Below are 19,595 nucleotides of genomic sequence, written 5' to 3' on the forward strand. Positions count from 1 at the left end.
TGCGACTTGGACTTCATCCCCACCACGGACTCTCTCACCATGCTCTCGATCGCTCCATCTTATCTGCTGTACTACGTTCCACTGATCATCGCGATTTCGTTGGTCTTCGGCGGTACACGTCATGAGGACACGTCGTTGGTTCTGCGACACGCGTGGCAAACCGGTCGCTGGATCACCGGATTTATGGCAATCATCTTTGCCGTGATTTGCGTTTTGGATTGGATGGCCTAATCCGATGCGAGTACTGACTCTTGGCGCTGGTACGGTCGGTCGTTGGGTTGCCGACATGCTTTGTCGTCGCCGACACAGCGTTACCGTCGTCGACCACAATCCCGAAAATGTTCGCCGCATCAACAGCGAATTGGACGTGCGGGCGATCGAAGGCAGCGCGTCTCGCAGCACCGTGTTGTTCCAAGCCGATGTATGCGCCGCCGATATGGTATTGGCCGTTACTGGTGATGATGAAGTTAATATCGTCGCGGCCAGCATGGCCAAGGCGCTTGGTGCGCGGCGAAGCATCGCTCGCGTGTACGCGCCGGCGTTTCGCGACCTGTCAACGTTTGACTATCAACGTCACTTCAACATCGACAGCCTGCTTAGCCTGGAACAACTCTCGGCGTTCGAACTCGCACGCGCGATTCGGAATCCCGATGCGATCCCGCTGGAACACTTTGCTCGTGGACAATTGGAAGTTTACGAGCTTGAAGTGAACGCCAAAAGCAGCGCCGTCGATCACAAACTTCGCGACTTAAAACTGCCCGCGTCGATCCGCATCGGTTCGATCTCACGGCAAGGTCGGATGTGGATCGCTAGCGGCGAAGACGAATTGCACGGCGGTGACAGGGTCAGTTTGATTGGGACTCCCGACACGGTCGCCAAGACGCGCAGCATCTTCGTCACCAACATCGACGACAAAGCGAAACAACGCGTCATGATCGCCGGCGGTGGCGAAACAGGATATCACTTAGCCGAATCACTCAGCCGACGTGACTATCGAATTGTTATGCTCGAACGCGATGTCGATCGATGCGATCACTTGGCAAAGATTCTACCCAACGTGACGCTCGTTCACGCCAACGCGAACCGCCGTAGCATCCTGGAAGACGAGGGCGCTGGAAAAGTTGACTACTTCGTCGCCTGCACCGGCAGCGACGAAAGTAACATCATGGCCGGCGTCGAGGCCCGCGAACTGGGTGCAGCGCGAGTCATGTGTGTCGTCGGTCGTCCGGATTATGCCAACGTTGTTGGTAAGCTAGGCATCGACCGCGCGGTGTCTGAACGCGACGTTGCGGCGAGGCAAATTTTGGGCTTTCTGAACGAAGGTGCCATCATCAGCCAAACGCGTTTGCCCAATGGCACGATCGGCGTGTTCGAATTGGAAGTGACGGAGGGATCACCGGTCACCCAAGCTAGCTTGGCCGAATTGCCGTTGGCCGGGAAGTGCTTGATCGCGGCCATTCATCGCGATGGCTTCGTTCGCGTTCCAACCGCTTCGGATCAGTTGAAGGTGGGTGACGTCGTTGTCGCGTTGATCGATCAGTCCGCGACTGAAGATAGTTTGAAGCTCTTTAATCCGGCGTGATGCCATGACGATTGCCGTATGGGCCGATGTCGGCGGAACGTTCACCGATTGCTTCGTCGTCGATGGCGACCGTCGCCAAGCCACCAAAGTGCTAAGCTCCGGTGCCGTCTACGCGCGAGTCGTCGAGGTCACTGCGGACGGATCGATCACGTTGGACGCAATCCCAGCGTTGGATACGGATGGTTTCTGGATCGATGCGGACGTATCGGTGGTCAATGGCGATGGAACGCTGACTCCGCTGGGTAAGATTGTCCGCCAATCCAGTCGCTTGATCACGCTTTCGATTCACGGCCAGAATGTTGCACCCGAGTCTTCGATCCTAGTCGACGCGAGACTGGAGGCACCGGTGCTGGCCGCCCGGATTCTGCTCGGCGTGCCGTTGCGAATGCCATTGCCGAAACTTGATGTTCGGCTGGGGACGACGCGAGGCACCAACGCACTGCTGACACGCCGCGGCGCCAACACGGCGTTGTTGGTGACGGCTGGCTTCGGTGATGTGCTACGAATCGGACAACAAGATCGACCCGACCTTTTCGCATTGTCGATCGTCAAACCGACGCCGTTGACCGAAACGGTGGTCGAAGTCGTCGAACGTCTTGATTGCGACGGCAACGTGCTTACGGCGATGGACACGGACGGACTTCGCTTGGATTTGCAACGACTCTACGATCAAGGTGTCCAGTCGATTGCGATCGCGTTGATGCACGCTCATGTCAGTGACGTCCATGAACGAAGCGCCGAGGAATTGGCTCGCGAGATCGGTTTCGTTCACGTCAGCCGGTCCAGTGAGGTGGCGCCGCTGATCAAGTTGGTTTCTCGCGCCGAAACGACAACCTTGGATGCCTACCTTAGCCCGATTTTGGCGGGCTACGCGGCGAAGGTGTGGAACCAGTTCGGCGGCGAAGCGACGTGCCGATTTCGTTTGATGACCAGCAACGGCAATCTCGTTTCGCCCGATGCGTTTCGCGGTCGCGACAGCATCTTATCAGGACCGGCCGGTGGCGTCGTCGCGCTCGCTCACGTCGCCAGACAGTACGGCGCTGACCGGGCGATCGGACTCGACATGGGCGGGACCAGCACCGACGTCAGTCGCTTTGAAGGAATCGTTGGAAGACGCCAAGAATCTATCGTCGCAGGTGTTCGTGTGATGACGCCGATGATGGATATCGAAACGGTCGCGGCGGGTGGCGGTTCCGTTTGTAACTTCCAAGGTGGGCGTTTGATCGTCGGCCCCGCCAGCGCGGGCGCCGACCCGGGACCAGCCTGTTACGGTCGCGGTGGACCGCTGACGGTGACGGATGTGAACCTGTTGCTGGGTCGAATCCCAGTAGACCGGTTCCCGTTCGTGCTGGACCGTGCTGCTGCACAAAGGCGAATCGAAGCGATCGCCGCCGAAATGGGATCTGGTGCATTAACGTGTAATGAAGAACTGGCCGACGGTTTCTTGCAGATCGCCGTCACGCACATGGCCGAAGCCGTTCGCACGGTTAGCACGTCCCAGGGCGTCGACGTGCGAGAGATGACGCTGGTCGGTTTCGGGGGCGCTTCGGGGCAGCATCTGTGCCGCGTGGCGACGGCGTTGGGCATGAAACGTATTCTGGATCATCCCGATGCTGGAATGTTGAGTGCCTTGGGTATGGGATTGGCCGACATCGGACGTGTGGTGACTCGCGGTGTCTATCGTCCCCTCTGCGAGGTCGATTCGCCCGAAGTGCAAGCGATGATCGACGAATTGCAGTCGGAAACGACCACGATGTTGTCGGGGGAATCGACGGAATCGAATGCCTTGGATCATCGCTTTGAATGCGATCTTCGATATCGCGGCACCGACGCATCTCTGACCGTGTCGTTGTCGCCAATCGAATCCCTTGAACAACGGTTTCACGCCGCGCACCAGTCCATTTTTGGCTACCACCAATCGGATCGCTCGATCGAATGGGTCGCCCTCCGATGTGAATCGACGATCAGTCACAACGTTGATCTGGCCACTTCGACCATATCCACGCCTTCGCGTCCGACGACCAAAACAACACTTTGGCACGACGGTAAAGAAATCCAAGCGATGTTGATCGATCGGGCCGGTTTGGAAACGGGCGATTCGGTGGATGCACCCGCGATGATCGTTGCCGATCATTCGACGTTGTTGGTCGAACCGGGCTGGCGTGCGAACGTTTTGGCAGCTGGCGTGATCGAGTTGTCGCTGGCGTCGGCGCCGTCCTCGCCGGCAAAGTCGATGGACGCTTCGGATCCCGTGCTGGTGGAAGTTATCGCGCGGCGGTTGCAAGGCATTGCCGATGCGATGGGGGAAGTACTGCGGCGGACGTCGATCAGTGTCAACGTGAAGGAACGACGTGACTATAGCTGTGCGGTTTTTCGAGGCGACGGTTCGCTGATCGCCAACGCGCCGCACGTTCCGGTGCATTTGGGTGCGATGGGGCACACGGTACGCCATCTGATGAATGTGTTTCCGGTCATGTCGCCGGGCGAAGCGTACGTCAGCAATGATCCGTTCGCCGGCGGATCGCACTTGCCGGATGTGACGTTGGTGACACCCGTTTTCTGTGACGCTTCGGCTCGTGACGCCAAGCCTGATTTCTTTGTGGCGTCGCGTGCCCATCACGCCGAAATCGGTGGGCGGACGCCTGGGTCGATGCCGCCCGATGCCACTTCGTTGGCCGAAGAGGGGGTCCTGATACGTGACTTCGCGCTTGTTCGCAATGGAGTCTCGTGCGTCGACGAACTGCGCAGTTTGCTTTCGTCGGGGCGGTACCCGTCGCGCAGCGTCGATGAAAACTTAGCCGACATTGCGGCCGCTCAAGCGGCGGGCTCGCACGGCGCGGGGGCACTTCGCGATTTAGCTGCGACGTATTCACCGGCGGTGGTGACGGACTTGATGGGTGCGATCTTGGACTTGGCTGGCGATTCCATGGCCCGCTGGATCGCCGGTCTTTCGAGTCATCCGATGGAGTTTGCGGACACGCTTGATGACGGTACCTCGATCGCGGTAACGATCCAAAGGCGATCCGCCCGATTGTCGATTCACTTCGTCACCGATCCGGTGCATCGATTCGGATTCAACGCCACGCCCGCGATCGTAACGGCGGCGGTGTTGTATGTGCTGCGATGCGTGTCACAGTCCAACTTGCCATTGTGCGAGGGTGTGCTACGGGATGTCGATCTGCAAATCGACCCTGGGTTGCTGGATCCACCGGCTGATCCGGATGTCACGAAATGCGCGGCCGTGGTTGCGGGCAATGTGGAAACGAGTCAGCGGATCGTTGATGTGTTGTTCGGCGCCATCGGGGGCGTTGCTGCGTCACAGGGCACCATGAACAATGTCATCTTCGGCGATAAAACGTTTGGCTACTACGAGACGATCGGTGGTGGCAGCGGGGCGACGGCGGACGCCGACGGCGCCGATGCTGTTCATACGCACATGACCAATACAAGAATCACCGATCCGGAAGTCGCCGAGTCACGATTGCCGATTCGCATCCGGCGATTCGAAATTCGACGTGGCAGTGGCGGAGGGGGGCGCCGTCGCGGAGGAGACGGGATCATCCGAGAATTCGAGTTCCTGAAACCGCTGACGCTTAGTCTGTTGACCGGCCGTCGGACCACGTGTCCCTATGGCATCGCTGGTGGTGAACCGGGAATGTCCGGGCGGAATACGCTCGTTACTAGGGACGCAACCACCGAACTGCCCCCTACGGCAACGGTAAATGTTCAGACGGGCGATCGACTGATCATCGAAACGCCGGGCGGCGGCGGATTCGGATGACACTGGGTTGGCCACGGCAAACAGGAAAGACCCAACGATGTCCGCACGATGTTGAATCGATTTCGCCATGCTTGGTCCAATCAACACGAGGCATCAGTGCAAAACCATTCTGCCTGATGCTCGAACAACGGCCCGCCCAATACGAAACAGCATCGAACTGTAAAATTTTCGGTATGCTGAAAAAATTGTCCTTGCTTTTGGTTTTTCAATGCGTCAACATTCCACCGATTGAACAGGGCACCGTTCAACAAAACTTCTTCATCGCTTAGGGGCATCGTATGGGCAAGGAAAGAGTCAGTCGTCAAGAAAACGATATCGACTTTCGAGATCGTTAGCCTTCCAAAATCTTGAATCTCGACAATTACTTGCCGGCGATATGCCGATCGTTGAACAGACGATTATCAATGACGGCGCCGCGACTCGGTCGAGTCTCACCAAGATAGAATTTCGTCTCGATCAACCTGTTTTGCTCGATTCGACTCACGGCTCGCCTATCACTCTCCTCAACACGACGACGGGAACTATCGTTGGCACGTCGATTTCGAATTCGATTGTTGATGGCAAGTCACGTCTAACACTCGGATTTCTTCCCGGCAATTCGGTGATCGATGGGCAAGTTCCCGTTGCCCCAAGCACGCTCGCCAATGGCGTGTACCAGCTTCGTCTTCATTCGGATGCAGTTTCGTCGCTCGCGGGAACACCACTCGATGGAAACAACGACGGAGTCGCTGGCGACGACTATGTTTTCGGTGGCTATAGATTCGATCAGTCGCACCGCTGGTTTGGCGAATTGACCGGTGACGGCCTCAACAACAATTCGGACCTTATTGTTTTTGTTCCGTACTTCGGTGAGCCTCCGCCGCCCTACCGCGAAGACATGGATCTCGATCGTGATGGCGTCTTCGATTCGACGGACAAAAACGGGTTGATTTCGTCAGTCTTTGCTCCCATACCAACACAGCTTCGCCCCGCGGCAATTGTGGATGTTCAGCGTTTCAGTGGCGAAGTTGCCGAACCGGACAGCCAGGCAGCCTTCCTAGTCAGCATGAGCTCGCCACGGGCCTCGGATACGGTGATCCAATACACGGTGGGCGGCGACGCCATAGGCGGGACCGACTACGTTTCGCTTAGCGGTACAGCGACCATCTTGGCCGGACAAACATCCGTTTCGATCGACGTAACGGTGTTGCCAGACTCCCAGATCGAGGCACCCGAAACGGTTGCCATCACGTTGATCTCGATCGCCCCGGGGGGAACGACGGTCGGGCTTTCTCCGACGGGTCGTAGTTCAGAGATCACAATTGTCGAAGCGCCGACCGGCAATCAACCCCCAGATTTTTTTCCCGGTCAGTCACTGTCCCAGCCGGGGCCGATCTCGCTGGGAAGCTACCTCGGACGCATTCCCGCGTATGATCCGGATGGCGACTCGCTGACCTATGCGATCAGCACCGGATCCAGCTCGCTTGCGTCCGGATTGATTTCCGTCGATCCCGCCACGGGCGATTTGTACTTGCGCGATTTGGTGCCGCTTCCCACCGGTGGCACAACGGGCGCCCTCTCCTTCACGGCAACCGATCCGCTGGGATTGCAGGTTTCCGGAACCGTCAACATCACGATTCCCGAATTGCCAGAAACGGTTAGCGACGACTACCGCGATGCCGGATCCCATCGTTACGGCATCACGTTTGATTTACGGCCCGCAAGTGTTTCGGCCGATGGCGAAACACTGTATACGACACTGCTGAAACCGGACGGTAATCCGCTCTCCCCGGGACAGACCCTAGACGATGTCCAAGGCGGTTATACCTACGGCAGTTATACCGCAGGTCTTGATGGCGTCCTGAAGTACACGCCCAACGAGACGCTATACGCCGACCGATACTTTAGTTTCAATGACGACTTCGCGTTGACAGGCATTTCACGTTTAGAACGTCCACAGCAAACATTGGTATTGCTCGCGGCAATCGGATCTAGCGGCGCCGCGGTCGCCACCAATCCGCCAACGTCGGCAACGACCTACCAACGGCTGGCCGAGCGAAAGGCAACGCCCCGGCTGACCAATACCCAGCCCGTCGGGATCGCAGACGGGCTCTTCAGCTACGACTTTGGCGTTTTGACGACACGTCCCGTCTTCGCACAACTCAATGACCTACTCAGCATTGATGTGTCCCAGTGGTTTATCGATCCCGATGGCGACAAAGTCATCGTGCAAGGTGCGTTTGCCGGATTCGGAAGTGACAACATTGGCATCGACGTTCAGTCTGAGTCTTCGAAGGCACTGATTGACATCAAGGGAGACGTTTTTGGGTCTTCACAACAGTTCGATCAGGCGACAGTCACGCTCTACATCAGCGATCATCCTTTCGTCTCGACAGGGCCCGAGCTAGAAATTCCTCTTCGCGATTTCGATGACGCTTTCCCCACCTACGATATCCTTGAAGGCATCACCTACCTGAAGCCAACCCAGCGTCCTGACCTTAACGAGACGTCCAGTTCGACGCCTGCTGAAATTGCCGGCAATGCTGCGTGGCGGCAACGGTTCAATGAATGGCGAGTCTCGTCCACGACCTTTGCGTCCGGCACCGATCGTGCCCAAGGCTTCACGTCGGGGAACACCTCGGTCGATTTGACGACCGGAAATGCGAAGGTCGCGCAAACGTTGCCGCTGTCCGATGCGTTTGACGAATTATCGATCCCGCTTGGCGGGCTGATCTATTCAGGCGACTTGGTCGACAACAAATCGCTTGCCAAAGTGGTGATCGATCGTCCGGCTTCGGAATTGAATCTTCCCGTCGCCACGATCCGTGCGATCGATCGCTTTGATGTCGAAGTCACGCTGGCAGATCATTACGTCAACGAGGCCAGCACTCCCGTCGTCCGAACGTATCAGTTCCCTGTTGCCACGGTCGACCGGAAGAACGGTCGATTCGAGTTGACCGTTCCGATCATCGACAAGTCGACCGATGTGCGGGACAGCGGTGTGTTCGGATACCAAATTTCCGTCAAGCCGCACTACACGACCACGTCCACCGATCCCGCGGACCGACCCGTGACCTTGACCAGCAGCGGTCGCGTTGCGGTCGTCAAACAGACGACGGTCAAGCCCGCCGATTTCAATTCAGCCGACACTAGCTAGTGTCTGTCCAGAAATCGCATGGCCGCAGGAATTACGACTAATTTCGAAGAAAAGCTCCCCGAAGATCGAACCCGCAAGCGGGTTCGCGCGTTGGAATTGTTGACTAAAAGCAATTTCAAACGCGAACGTGGGAGTCAACCTATGGCGCGGTCTTGAAGGCTAATGAGGCGTCGATACGACCTTACGCACCCAAAGCTACCACGAACCATCAATTGGCCGCGTAAACTCGCGCCCTGGCGAGACGACACCCCGCGCATTCGGCAACGCAGTGTTCAATCAATACATTGCTGCACATCACGGGATAAAGACCATAGGCACCGTTTGCTGCATCAGGCCCGCCCGTCCACCAAGTCCGAACGCGCCGAATCGTTAAGCCCTCGCAGTCCTGCAACTTGATCGCGTCACCCGGCGTATCTTCAATCGTCAAATCTTCCAGCAGAAATTTACTGGACTTGATTTTTAGGCCTTCCCCACCCTTGCCGGCTCCGAGTTTGGCAAAGTTTAGGATCGTCTTTTCCATTCCCTTGCCATGGATCGTCACGTCGTTGACGCCATCGAGAGACAACGTCCCGTCGAACTCAAACGTTCCTTCTGAAAACTCAATCACATCACCGGGCTCAGCCAAAACCAAAGCCTCCTGAGCTTCCGTTTGAGCATCAGGCCCCGGTTGAATGACAACTCGAACTACTGCATCCTGCTCAGGCACATTGGCCGTCGAGTTGCCCGAGCCTGCATTTCCACCATCCGCGGTGGGATCAGGCGCTGGCGAGGAGTCTGCGCATCCCGTCACAAGCACGATAGCAGAGATGAGGAGCAAAACGTATGCAAGTTTCATTGTGATGGCTTTCGAATAGTTTTCAGTGGCCGAGTTTTCGAAACAGTTTATCCAGGACCCAGGCAGGTCCAATCAACAAGAATTGAAGGTCCTGAAAGAATGCGGGCTTCTTGCCTTCGATCTTGTGTCCGATGAATTGCCCGATCCATGCGACGACAAACAACGTCAACGAAGGAATCCAGACCGGAATCGTAGTATTTGATTCGTAGAAAATGATCGCCGCGACAACAGCTGCGCAAAAAACGGTCATGCCGATGGCGAGCGTGATTGAGAGCCGAAAGTAAAAGACGAGACTGGCGGCGATCACAATTGTTGCCCAATTGATAAAGCCCGAAGCCATAATCCAAGGGAACGGGATCGCCCAAAGCAGTCCGAGTACCGCAGCAGCAATGGCGGGCACGCACACCCAGTGAATCAACTGATTCACTCCGTTTTGGTGACAAACGGCGTACTCGTCAAACCATTGCTTCGTCGTTTTACGTGACATCATGAGTTACAAACGCTCGTTCATCAGAAATTAGAGCCGCAATTCCAGCTTCGCTCGCGTTGGCCTGTTTCGTTCTCGACTGTCGTCACGATCAGGTCCAAATTCTTTGATGGACGACAATGGAGGACAGAATGGGTCGCAGCGCCGAAGCCCCGCGATGCCTCATGAACGCAAACAAGCGGCCCTGTAGCAAGGCCGCTTGTCGCGTGTTTCGACATTTCTATTTCAGCAATAGATAGGCCTACAGTTCTTCTTGGATAACTTCCTTCGATGCACGTGTGCCCAACGAGCCCCACAGTCCGTAGGGGCTAGCGGAACCAGGGGTACTAACACCCACACCGCCAAACATCACGTTCACAGCACCGCTGTCACCAGCTTCGATGGAATCGGTGATGAACTTCACCGCACCATCGGCCATCACGATGTGCGCACCACCTTGGTGGCGACTGGAAAGCGTGTACGAACCGGGGCGTGTGTATCCCCGGATCGAGCTACCATCAAGCGGATCGCTCCCCTGCAAGCAGAGTTCACGGTTCGGGGGCAGCATGGTCACAAACGCTGTAAACATGGGCGAGGAAGAAGGCCAGCGATACCCACGTCGGTTCTCGAATTCGCTGGCAGCATTGATCGCTCCAGTCAAAGTGGGATTCCAAAATTGCGGACGCAAAGGATCTTTGCTGTTGGCACAGATATTTGGAATTCCGGCCGAGATGTTGGCATTCTCTAGGGGCGTCGTCCTCGCGTCTTGGTCGCCCAGGTCGGTGGCGATCTCGCCCAACATGATGGTGTTGGCGAGGCCGTCCAGAATGTCGCGGAACTTATTTGGCTGTCCGCCAACAAAGGCTCCGCGGCAGCCTGCTCGAACGATCTGGGCTCTGTTGGAATTTGGACGGGTGCCGTCAATTTCTGCAAGGCCGTAACCCATGCGTTGCATCGAATCACCCAAGCACGCGGCGTAGTTCGATCGGCCAGTGGCTGGCAGCCCTGCACCTGGATCGCTGGGGCATCGCATGGCTGGCATTTCAGTCATCCAAGGATCGTACTGAGCTTGAACCTGACCAATTAAGTCGTAGAAGTTCGGCATTGGCCCCATGGGCTGGAATGCGGTGCCAGGAGGAAGGCTGCCAAGCGCGGATCCCTGCGTGACGAGGAACGGATTGCTGATTTGCTCCCAAATTGCTTGCTGCTCGAAGAACGGCGTTAGGCCGACGAAAATACTCAAGTTCAGGCCGCTATGTTCAACGGGGGGGCCAAACGGGCTTGCGGAATATCCAGAGCTGAGCGGGCCACCGCCAGTTCTGTCCAGCCATCCGCTGCCAGACCCGTGCTGTGGCAACTGTTTGTAGGCAGAGTGATAATTTGAACGGACAATCCGAGCTGCTTCATGTTATTGCTGCAGCTCATACGGCGGGCTGCTTCACGGGCAGCTTGAACGGCTGGCAGCAACAGTCCCACCAAAACACCAATGATGGCGATCACAACGAGAAGTTCCACCAATGTGAAACCCAGTTGCTTCTTCGGCTTACTCATCTCAATCCTCTTGAACCGTGGAAATAGAAAAAAAGACGTGGATTACTTTGCAGCACCAGGCTTTTCAAACGTCGCTTGACGGGCCTTTTGCTTTTCAGCCATCTCAGGATGGGCATCGATATAAGCCTGCATGTCGCTGGTCTCAAGGGTTGTGTTGGCACCACCGTCGCCGCACCCGATCACGGGAACGAACAACAAGACTAGAAACATAGACGTGTGGGCAAGACGCACTCGCAACTCCTAAAAAGACATGTAAAGGGCCGGGAATGCCCAGTTTCAGGGAACTAATGCATTCTAAAATAACCTTATCACTTAGAAGATCATATCCAGCCCATTGAATGCGGATATCGGAATCCCGCAATCACTGAAAAAATGCAGCATCTTGCCCCGGAGGCTCGTCGTGGCTCTAGCAGCCTGTTGAAAAAGGGGCTGACCCTCTCCGACGTTTCGAATTCACAATGTTTCAGCAACGTCTCCAAAGGGTCAGACCCCCCTTTTTCAACAGGCTGCTAACCCCTGCGTTCCTCGGTATTTACGGCTCTACAGGTTGCCAAGACGGTGCCATTCGTACCTGACGCCTCATTCGCTCCCGAGCCGATATTCCGGTCATTTGCCTTTGGCCAGTGCTGACTTGATCAGCCCGACAACGGCCATGACGACGCCGCCACCAACTCCGCCCGATGCGATACTTCCAACGATCGACGCGATATCGAGTCCACCACTGGGGCCTGCGCCGATGCCAAGCATCCCGATCAGTTGCCCTCCAAGGCCGCCTCCGACGACTCCCGCGATCGAGTTCCAGAGAAGTCCAAGGTCTAGTTTCTTGGCCAACTTGCCTACGATGTTGCCGCGTTGCCGCCGGCAGAGCCAGAGAGCAGTTGAATGACGAGCGGTAGAATTTCCATTGATCGAACTTTCGTGTGCGTGATTGAAATGGGGTCCATTTGAGCTCGCGAGAACTAAACCGGCACACCGAACAGGAAAGAAAAGACTTTGCTCCTGATGTCGTCGCGACTCTTGCGCTCGCAATCGGACTGCAACGGAATCAGCCGCTCGGCGGGCGGCGCCGCCAATTCGGATCCCATGCCCAGCGTTTTCGACCCACGAACGCAGCGGAAGAGCTCAATTTTCAGATAGCGGACGAGGTTACGAATCCTCTTCCCGGCCGCGAATAGTGAGGGGGACTCGTAACCTCGGAAAACGCCGGGATAAACCGGTTTGGAATAGAGAATGAAAGTTTCTTACAGTGAAATCTTAGCCAAGAACGCTGGCCCTGAGTCGTACGCTGACCGTGGTGACACGTTGGGTGTGGTATCGACAAGGGGACAACTAGGCGCAGCGAGTGAGCTCCGAAAACAGAGTTTTTCCGAATGCCGACACCGTCGAGGTTGTGGAAGGCAGTACGGACGAGGTCGCTATTGGCGAGACCGCGTTCGGTTCGGCGGAGTCAAGGAGCTGAGGCATGGTTGGAAGTTCCAAACACGAGAACCGGGAGATCCCATGAGCACGTCGGCATCAGTCACCGACGTCGGTCCGAAAACTCTAGGAAGAGGACAGCGGACGTGAACGCGAGTGGGAAGTCAGATGGACCCATAGTACCGATGACATCGGCGAACAACGATGCTGCTGAAGCATCTGCGGAGTCGGTCGAGGTAAGGCGTCCAGCAAGGAGGAACACCAGCAGACCTAACCTCGACCGGACCTTGAAGCCGGGTTATCGCAGGTCACGCGGGCTGCTTGGTGTGCGTGAGACGGCGAAGAATCGCCGTGATCTCAAATTCAGCAACCTGCTGCACCACATCAACCCCGAACTGCTGACGGCGAGCTTTCACAAGCTCCGCAAGAAAGCAGCCCTCGGAGTCGATGGAATCAGTTGGCACGAATACGAGACAGACCTGGAAGAACGCATTGACGATCTTCACGGTCGAATTCACCGCGGAGCCTTCCGAGCGAAGCCATCCAAGCGGGTGTACATCGAAAAGTCTGACGGCAAGAAACGCCCACTGGGCATTCCTTCACTAGAAGACAAGATCGTTCAGCACGCAGTGCGAACGGTCATCGAGTGCATCTACGAAGAAGACTTCGTCGGTTTCAGCTACGGCTTCCGTCCCCGGTGTTCACAGCATCAAGCTCTTGATGCGTTGGCGACCGGGATCGACGAAAAGCGAGTGAACTGGATATTGGATGCCGATATCGAAGGGTTCTTTGACAACATCGACCGTGACTGGCTGGTGAAGTTCATCGAACATCGAATCGGCGACAAACGGATCGTTCGACTGATTCTCAAGTGGCTAAACGCTGGAATCATCGAGGATACCGATTGGAGTGACAATGGTAAGGGAACGCCACAAGGTGCGATTCTTTCACCGATCCTGGCTAACGTGTTTCTGCACTACGTGTTCGATCTTTGGATCGGGCAGTGGCGAAAATGACACGCTCAAGGCGACGTGATTGTCGTCCGCTACGCGGACGACTTCGTGATCGGTTTTGAGCATGAAGCGGACGCCCGAGCGTGTTTGGAAGCCCTACACCAACGACTCGGTGAGTTTGGATTGAACCTGCATCCGAAGAAGACTCGCCTGATCGAGTTCGGTCGCGGTAGCGCGGCCAGACGCGAGCGGGAGGGTCGAGGCAAGTGCGAGACGTTTGACTTTCTGGGCTTCACGCATGCGTGCGGAAAGACTTGGCGGGGAAAACGTTTCAAGCTACTTCGGATCACGATGGCGAAGCGCATGACTCGCACGCTGGCAGCGATCAAGGAACAACTCCGTCGTCGTCGCCACCACAAGCTGGGCCAAACTGGTCGCTGGTTGTGGAGTGTGGTTCGCGGGTGGCGTCAGTACTACGCGGTTCCAGGAAACTACGACCGGCTCAAGCAGTTCGACGACGAAGTGCAGCGTCTTTGGCTCCGCCAAATCCGCCGTCGCTCTCAACGTGGACGAAGGGGCTGGACGTGGGATCGGCTCTCGCGATTGTACAACGCCTACATCCCGAAACCCAAAATCCTCCATCTTTACCCCAATGTTCGGCATCACGCCCGACTCAGAGCAGGAGCCGTATGAGGGAAAACTTCACGTACGGATCTGTGCGGGGGGCTGCCGGCGACGGCAGTCCCTACCGCGATTCCACTGCCCATTGCTTCACTTTCGGTTAGGCCGTTCTTAACGCTGAACGCGGGCGCTGCCGCCCTTGGCGAAGGCTTCGACTTCCGGCAAAACTGCTCGGCTGACGTCGCCCGTGAACGTGGTCAACAGAGCGCCGTGGGCCCAGCCCAACTTCAACGATTCTTCGGGTGATCGGCCGTTGATCAATCCATAGATCAATCCAGATGCGAATCCGTCGCCACCGCCGATTCGGTCGATCACGTCAAGTTCCGCTGTCGGCGCGACATATTCTTTGCCGTCGTGCCACAGTACGGCGCTCCACGAGTGACGGTTGGTCGAGTGGACTTCCCGCAGCGTCGTTGCAACCGCTTTGATATTGGGAAACTTGGCAACCGCGTCACCGATCATCTTGAAGAAATTCTTCGGGTCGAGCTTGCCTTCGTTGTGTTCTTCGACGTCAGGGCCTTTGATACCACAACCCTTTTGAAGGTCTTCTTCGTTGCCGATCAATACGTCCACGTTCTTAACGATCTTGGCCATCATCTCTTGTCCCTTTGCCAAGCCACCAATCGTGTCCCATAGTTTCGCTCGATAATTCAGATCGAACGATCGGACCGCACCGGCGCGACCAGCTGCTTCCATCATCTCGATGACGACTTCGGCGGTCGTTTCCGATAGCGCCGCGAAGATACCGCCGCTGTGAACCCACCGAATTCCGCCGGCGAACATCTTATCCCAGTCAAAGTCGCCTGGCTTCAGCATGCCGCCGGCTTCGTTTGCGCGGTTGTAGAACACGACGGGAGCGCGGACGCCTTGACCACGATCGCTGTAAACGGTCGCCATGTTCGGGCCGCGGACGCCGTCATGCTTGAAGTGCTTGTAGAAAGGCTTGACGCCCATCGCTGCAACTTGGCGCTGGATCAATTCGCCGATCGGATTGTCAACCATCGCCGTGGCGACGGCGGTTTTCAAGCCGAAGCATGACGAAAGGTTCGCGGCACAGTTGTATTCGCCGCCCGAGACGTGAACTTCAAAATTGTTTGCGGTACGAAATGGGATCGTGCCCGGGTCCAGGCGATGAACAAGTGCGCCGAGGGCACAGAAATCGATTGCTTTATCGCCGGTGGGGATGTTCAGACCGCTCATGTTTTCTATTGGTTTTGTTAGGGTTCAAAATTAAAAAGTCAGTGCCAATCGACGAATCAAATCGTGACGGACGCGAAGCCGCCGTCGACGGCAATGTTTTGGCCGGTGACGAATGAAGCCGCACGTCGACTGGCCAACCAGACCACCGCACCGGCCAATTCGTCGGGCTTACCGAATCGACTCATCGGCGTGTGCCCAATGATTTGTCCGCCACGCTCGGTGTACGAACCATCATCATTGAACAACAGCTTGCGATTTTGTTCGGCAGGGAAAAAACCGGGACTGATCGCATTGACCCGAACTCCGGTCGTTGCCCATTCGCGAGCCAACCACAACGTCAAGTTGATGACCGCCGCCTTGGCTGCTGAATAGGCAACCACGCGCGACAGGGGAATCATGCCCGACATTGATGCAATGTTAATCACGCTGCCGACGCCTGCTTCGATCATATCGGGGCCAAAAATTTGGCTGGGCAACAACGCACCGCCGACCAAATTCAGGTCGAAAACGTCTCGCCACGCATCCAGTGGCAACTTGCAAATGTCGCCGCCGGGCGGAATCGTGGCGTCGGGGCGATTTCCGCCCGCCGCGTTGACCAGCACTGAAGCCGGCCCACCGGCCCACGTTTTGATCGCTTGCCGAGCCTGGTCCAGCGATTCGGCGGATAAACCATCGGCGGCGAAGAACTTTGCCTGACCGCCGGCATCGTTGATTTTCTTGGCCCGGGCGTCGCCTCGCTCGGCATTTCGCCCCAGCACGGCCACTTTGGCGCCAAATTTCCCAAGCGACTCGGCCATCAATCCGCCAAGCTCGCCCGTGCCGCCAATGACGACGGCTACATCATCCGATAGATCAAATAGGTTTTTCATAGTGGCAACAATTTAGTCAGTGCCCCCCATCGATAACAGGGTGCCGGCTCGATTCACGTCGGTTTGGATCTGGACGACGGGACGGGGCGTCCGTCCGAGTAAGATACGTCGCTATATCCAGTATCGGCTGGAGCTCAAATTGAACGATTTCTCGAACCCATGATCCACGATGATTCGAAACTGGATTCCCCTACTTTGCCTTCTGGTGGCCCCCGCAACTGCCCTCGCCGACAAGCCCAACCTGATCGTGATCATGGCTGACGATCTGGGGTACGGAGACGTCTCCTGCAACGGTGCGACTTCCTTTCAGACGCCCAATATCGATCGTTTGGCTGCCCAAGGGCAACGGTTCACCAGCGGATACTGTTCTGCATCGACCTGCACCCCAACGCGCTATTCGTTTTTGACTGGCACCTATGCCTTTCGCGAAAAGGGCACCGGCATTGCACCACCGAATAGCCCCTCATTGATTCGCCCCGGGACGCCGACCATCGCCTCGGTGCTTCATAACGTCGGTTATGCGACGGCGGTGATTGGCAAATGGCACCTGGGATTGGGGGATCCCAAGCCGGACTGGAACGGCGATTTGAAACCGGGCCCTCTTGAGATCGGCTTCGATCATTGTTTCCTGTTGCCGACCACGAACGACCGCGTGCCACAGGTCTACGTTCAAGACCATCGCGTACTGAATCTCGATCCCGCCGATCCGCTTTGGGTAGGCGACAAGTCCCCTTCGCCCGATCACCCGACCGGGATCAGCCACCGGGACACGCTGACGATGGATTGGTCGCATGGTCACAACAGCACCATCCACAACGGAATCAGCCGAATCGGTTTCTACACCGGCGGTCATGCGGCGAGGTTTCGCGATCAAGACTTGAGTGATCGATGGGTGGCCGAATCAAAGACTTGGATCACTTCCAATCAAGACAAGCCGTTCTTTCTGTTTTTCGCATCACACGATTTGCACGTACCTCGGGCCGTCCATGAACGCTTCGTCGGAACCAGCGGCTTGGGACCACGAGGCGACGCGATCATCGAATTGGATTGGTGCGTCGGCGAGTTGATGAACACGCTGGACGAATTGAAGCTTGCTGAGAAAACGATGGTTGTCTTCTGCAGTGATAATGGCCCCGTGCTGGATGACGGATACAAAGACGACGCCATCGAAAAACTGGGCAGTCATCGCCCCGCCGGACCTTACCGTGGAGGGAAATACAACATATTCGAAGGTGGCACCCGGACGCCGATGATCACACGATGGCCCGGTACGATTTCCGTCGGCGTCAGCGACAAGATGGTCTGCACGATCGACCTGGCAGCCAGTTTCGCCAAGCTCGCCGGTGCGACCCTGCCCAGTGACGGGTGTCTCGACAGCTTCGATCTCTCCGCTGCATTTATGGGTAAGCCCGATGCCGAAGGTCGCGAGTACTTGGTTCAACAAGACAACGGCCAAAACGGAACGTATGGACTTCGCGAAGGAAATTGGAAACTGCTGCGGCACGACGTTGGGAAGACCCACAACACCGAACTGAAGCTTGAGCGGCGCAAAATCGACCAGTTCCAGTTGTACGATCTGTCGTCCGACCCTGGTGAACGAACCGACGTGATCGCCGACAACCCCGAGATCGCCGCCCAGCTAAAGAAGCGTCTCGCATCGGTGATCGAGCGCGGCAGAAGTCGCGACTGATGACAGGTGACCACCGCCTAAGGATCAACGATTTCAATGCGATTGATCGACAACGGCGGTAAGATCGGGACGGGCGAACTTGATGCACTTGTTTCAAGAACGTCCGCATCGATCGGAAAGCGAGGCGAATCTTTCGTGTCATCAAAGGCGAGTGATCGCAGTGACCATTGGCGAGCCGCAGCATCATCCTTGACGGCAATGGTCAACGGGACGGAACGATTCGTCTTGTTGATCGCGACGACGATCGTTTTTCCGTTTTGTCGAACGGCCTGAGCGCTGACGGCGTCGAAACTGGGTTGGATCTTCGTGGATTCCACGTCGCTGGGAAGTATTTCGCTTGTTTCCAACGCGTCTCGAATGACCTGGTACGCGGCGCCATATGCGGTCCGTGAATGAACTTGAGTGGCACGGTCGTAGTGGATCAACGGATGGCTGGCATTGATTTGAAAGTAGTCCGCGATCTGAAAGGGCGCCGGTTCGTCAAATAGGCTCAACAGCGCACTGGCCATCGCGAGTGTACTGAGCGAGTTTTCGCCGCAACTGACCGACCATTCAGTGACCCATTGGGGCTTTCCGGGGAAGACGCTTTGCAAGGCCTTTGACATGTCGACCATCGTTTGGCGTGCCGAGAATGCCTCGGTCACGCCCTTCGCGTCGGCGCTGTAGTTCATGTGTTTGTGGATGGTGATTGCGTCGTAAAAGTCTTCTTTCATCAACGCTTGGTTCCACGGATCGGTGACCGCGTTGCGCCAGTGAACGGGCACCGAAAATTTCGTTTGTGGTGACACCGATCGAAGTGCGGTCGCGTGTGCCTTGGCAACCTCGATGTACTTTTCAACGTCGCGAACCGACTCGCTGCGCTGAGTCTTCCAAAACGTTTCATTTCCCAATTCGATCCAACGAGCCGGAAACCCTTTGCTTTGCCGATCTTTTAAACGTCGAACGCTCTTGTCGACGTCGTCGTAGTTGACGTTCCATGTGTGGACGACTTCGAACGAAAGTGCGTCGTGCAGTTCGTGAAAGCCGTCGAACCCGTATCGCAACTCGGGGTGATCTTTGACAGCCGAATCATACGGTGTCACGTAGTCGTCATTCATGCGGCGACCATCGGATTCCCAGTCATAGAAATTCGACCAAACGCCATGAGGGAATCGCAGCGACGAGGGTTGCAGCGTCTTGATCAATCGCTGCGCATCGGGGTGGTTGTAGCCGACCTTTCCGTATAGTCCTTCGGGCCAATTGCAGTTCAGACCCAACAGCATGGCGTTGACCGGCGCAGGTTCGTTCGCATCGATCGTCAGCGTCGCCGACAATTCGGCCGGCAACTCAAACGGGTAGGCAAACGGACCAGAATGCTCCTGAGCTTGACCGGGGTGGTTCGTCGCCATCAGGAATACAGTGGCGAAAAATCCTAAGCAACCAAACGTAAACTTCA

The 19,595-nt window shown here is 56.5% G+C and carries 14 protein-coding genes and 2 pseudogenes; 7 read left to right on the forward strand and 9 right to left on the reverse strand.

What is annotated here, in order from left to right; genetic code table 11:
* Nucleotides 1-39: 39 nt before the first annotated feature.
* The 4 genes from Poly51_RS13790 (at nt 40) to Poly51_RS13805 (ending at nt 8,499) form a co-directional block, all read left to right on the forward strand.
* Nucleotides 40-231 carry a hypothetical protein gene (locus Poly51_RS13790; protein ID WP_146458341.1) on the forward strand — a complete coding sequence of 64 codons (192 nt, stop codon included), beginning with the start codon at nt 40-42 and terminating at the stop codon, nt 229-231.
* Nucleotides 232-235: 4 nt separating this feature from the next.
* Nucleotides 236-1,582 carry a Trk system potassium transporter TrkA gene (gene trkA / locus Poly51_RS13795; RefSeq protein ID WP_146458342.1) on the forward strand — a complete coding sequence of 449 codons (1,347 nt, stop codon included), beginning with the start codon at nt 236-238 and terminating at the stop codon, nt 1,580-1,582.
* Nucleotides 1,583-1,586: 4 nt separating this feature from the next.
* Nucleotides 1,587-5,363 carry a hydantoinase B/oxoprolinase family protein gene (locus Poly51_RS13800; RefSeq protein WP_146458343.1) on the forward strand — a complete coding sequence of 1,259 codons (3,777 nt, stop codon included), beginning with the start codon at nt 1,587-1,589 and terminating at the stop codon, nt 5,361-5,363.
* A 376-nt stretch (nt 5,364-5,739) separates the two neighbouring features.
* Nucleotides 5,740-8,499: a Calx-beta domain-containing protein gene (locus Poly51_RS13805; protein WP_146458344.1), complete on the forward strand. Its 2,760-nt coding sequence runs from the start codon at nt 5,740-5,742 to the stop codon at nt 8,497-8,499.
* Between the two features lie 208 nt (nt 8,500-8,707).
* On the opposite strand, the gene Poly51_RS13810 is transcribed toward Poly51_RS13805, so the two are convergent.
* The 6 genes and pseudogenes from Poly51_RS13810 to Poly51_RS31600 all read right to left on the reverse strand — a co-directional run bounded on the left by Poly51_RS13810 (nt 8,708) and on the right by Poly51_RS31600 (nt 12,436).
* Nucleotides 8,708-9,334, reverse strand: coding sequence for a hypothetical protein (locus Poly51_RS13810; RefSeq protein WP_146458345.1), 627 nt, complete (start codon nt 9,332-9,334; stop codon nt 8,708-8,710).
* Between the two features lie 22 nt (nt 9,335-9,356).
* Nucleotides 9,357-9,824 (reverse strand): Mpo1 family 2-hydroxy fatty acid dioxygenase, encoded by a 468-nt coding sequence (locus tag Poly51_RS13815; protein ID WP_222435853.1) that lies wholly within the window; start codon nt 9,822-9,824, stop codon nt 9,357-9,359.
* Nucleotides 9,825-10,062: 238 nt separating this feature from the next.
* A pseudogene (locus Poly51_RS13820) lies at nt 10,063-11,351 on the reverse strand (DUF1559 family PulG-like putative transporter).
* A gap of 42 nt (nt 11,352-11,393) precedes the next feature.
* Complete coding sequence (locus Poly51_RS30430) at nt 11,394-11,561, reverse strand: hypothetical protein (RefSeq protein ID WP_186775539.1); 168 nt, start codon at nt 11,559-11,561, stop codon at nt 11,394-11,396.
* A gap of 396 nt (nt 11,562-11,957) precedes the next feature.
* Nucleotides 11,958-12,182 (reverse strand): hypothetical protein, encoded by a 225-nt coding sequence (locus tag Poly51_RS13825; protein WP_222435854.1) that lies wholly within the window; start codon nt 12,180-12,182, stop codon nt 11,958-11,960.
* 128 nt (nt 12,183-12,310) lie between these two features.
* Nucleotides 12,311-12,436 carry a hypothetical protein gene (locus Poly51_RS31600; RefSeq protein WP_261344118.1) on the reverse strand — a complete coding sequence of 42 codons (126 nt, stop codon included), beginning with the start codon at nt 12,434-12,436 and terminating at the stop codon, nt 12,311-12,313.
* 882 nt (nt 12,437-13,318) lie between these two features.
* On the opposite strand from Poly51_RS31600, the pseudogene Poly51_RS31010 reads away from it, so the two are divergent.
* Together Poly51_RS31010 and Poly51_RS31305 are read left to right on the forward strand one after the other, a co-directional pair.
* Nucleotides 13,319-14,005: pseudogene (locus tag Poly51_RS31010) on the forward strand (reverse transcriptase domain-containing protein); the annotation flags it as partial.
* A 78-nt stretch (nt 14,006-14,083) separates the two neighbouring features.
* Complete coding sequence (locus tag Poly51_RS31305; protein WP_246114509.1) at nt 14,084-14,413, forward strand: group II intron maturase-specific domain-containing protein; 330 nt, start codon at nt 14,084-14,086, stop codon at nt 14,411-14,413.
* Nucleotides 14,414-14,512: 99 nt separating this feature from the next.
* Here the strand turns inward: Poly51_RS31305 and Poly51_RS13835 are convergent, their stop codons facing one another.
* Both Poly51_RS13835 and Poly51_RS13840 read right to left on the reverse strand, forming a co-directional pair.
* Entirely contained in the window at nt 14,513-15,601 is a 1,089-nt protein-coding gene (locus Poly51_RS13835) for a sugar kinase (RefSeq protein ID WP_146458346.1), read from the reverse strand.
* Nucleotides 15,602-15,657: 56 nt separating this feature from the next.
* Nucleotides 15,658-16,470, reverse strand: a complete 813-nt coding sequence (locus tag Poly51_RS13840) for an SDR family oxidoreductase (RefSeq protein ID WP_146458347.1) — start codon at nt 16,468-16,470, stop codon at nt 15,658-15,660.
* 169 nt (nt 16,471-16,639) lie between these two features.
* On the opposite strand from Poly51_RS13840, the gene Poly51_RS13845 reads away from it, so the two are divergent.
* Nucleotides 16,640-18,160 carry a sulfatase family protein gene (locus Poly51_RS13845; RefSeq protein ID WP_146458348.1) on the forward strand — a complete coding sequence of 507 codons (1,521 nt, stop codon included), beginning with the start codon at nt 16,640-16,642 and terminating at the stop codon, nt 18,158-18,160.
* A gap of 17 nt (nt 18,161-18,177) precedes the next feature.
* Here Poly51_RS13845 and Poly51_RS13850 read toward each other — a convergent pair whose 3' ends face one another.
* Nucleotides 18,178-19,548 (reverse strand): hypothetical protein, encoded by a 1,371-nt coding sequence (locus Poly51_RS13850; RefSeq protein ID WP_146458349.1) that lies wholly within the window; start codon nt 19,546-19,548, stop codon nt 18,178-18,180.
* Between the last annotated feature and the right edge of the window lie 47 nt (nt 19,549-19,595).

The organism is Rubripirellula tenax, from assembly GCF_007860125.1.
In the GTDB taxonomy this organism is placed as follows: Bacteria; Planctomycetota; Planctomycetia; order Pirellulales; family Pirellulaceae; genus Rubripirellula; species Rubripirellula tenax.

Excerpts from the sequence above, each read along its gene's own strand:
- Poly51_RS13790 (WP_146458341.1), top strand. The coding sequence starts at position 40 with ATGCTCTCGATCGCTCCATCTTATCTGCTGTACTACGTTCCACTGATC.
- trkA (WP_146458342.1), top strand. The coding sequence starts at position 236 with ATGCGAGTACTGACTCTTGGCGCTGGTACGGTCGGTCGTTGGGTTGCC.
- Poly51_RS13800 (WP_146458343.1), top strand. The coding sequence starts at position 1,587 with ATGACGATTGCCGTATGGGCCGATGTCGGCGGAACGTTCACCGATTGC.
- Poly51_RS13805 (WP_146458344.1), top strand. The coding sequence starts at position 5,740 with ATGCCGATCGTTGAACAGACGATTATCAATGACGGCGCCGCGACTCGG.
- Poly51_RS13810 (WP_146458345.1), bottom strand. The coding sequence starts at position 9,334 with ATGAAACTTGCATACGTTTTGCTCCTCATCTCTGCTATCGTGCTTGTG.
- Poly51_RS13815 (WP_222435853.1), bottom strand. The coding sequence starts at position 9,824 with ATGATGTCACGTAAAACGACGAAGCAATGGTTTGACGAGTACGCCGTT.
- Poly51_RS30430 (WP_186775539.1), bottom strand. The coding sequence starts at position 11,561 with ATGTTTCTAGTCTTGTTGTTCGTTCCCGTGATCGGGTGCGGCGACGGT.
- Poly51_RS31600 (WP_261344118.1), bottom strand. The coding sequence starts at position 12,436 with ATGGGATCCGAATTGGCGGCGCCGCCCGCCGAGCGGCTGATTCCGTTG.
- Poly51_RS31305 (WP_246114509.1), top strand. The coding sequence starts at position 14,084 with ATGACTCGCACGCTGGCAGCGATCAAGGAACAACTCCGTCGTCGTCGC.
- Poly51_RS13835 (WP_146458346.1), bottom strand. The coding sequence starts at position 15,601 with ATGAGCGGTCTGAACATCCCCACCGGCGATAAAGCAATCGATTTCTGT.
- Poly51_RS13840 (WP_146458347.1), bottom strand. The coding sequence starts at position 16,470 with ATGAAAAACCTATTTGATCTATCGGATGATGTAGCCGTCGTCATTGGC.
- Poly51_RS13845 (WP_146458348.1), top strand. The coding sequence starts at position 16,640 with ATGATTCGAAACTGGATTCCCCTACTTTGCCTTCTGGTGGCCCCCGCA.
- Poly51_RS13850 (WP_146458349.1), bottom strand. The coding sequence starts at position 19,548 with ATGGCGACGAACCACCCCGGTCAAGCTCAGGAGCATTCTGGTCCGTTT.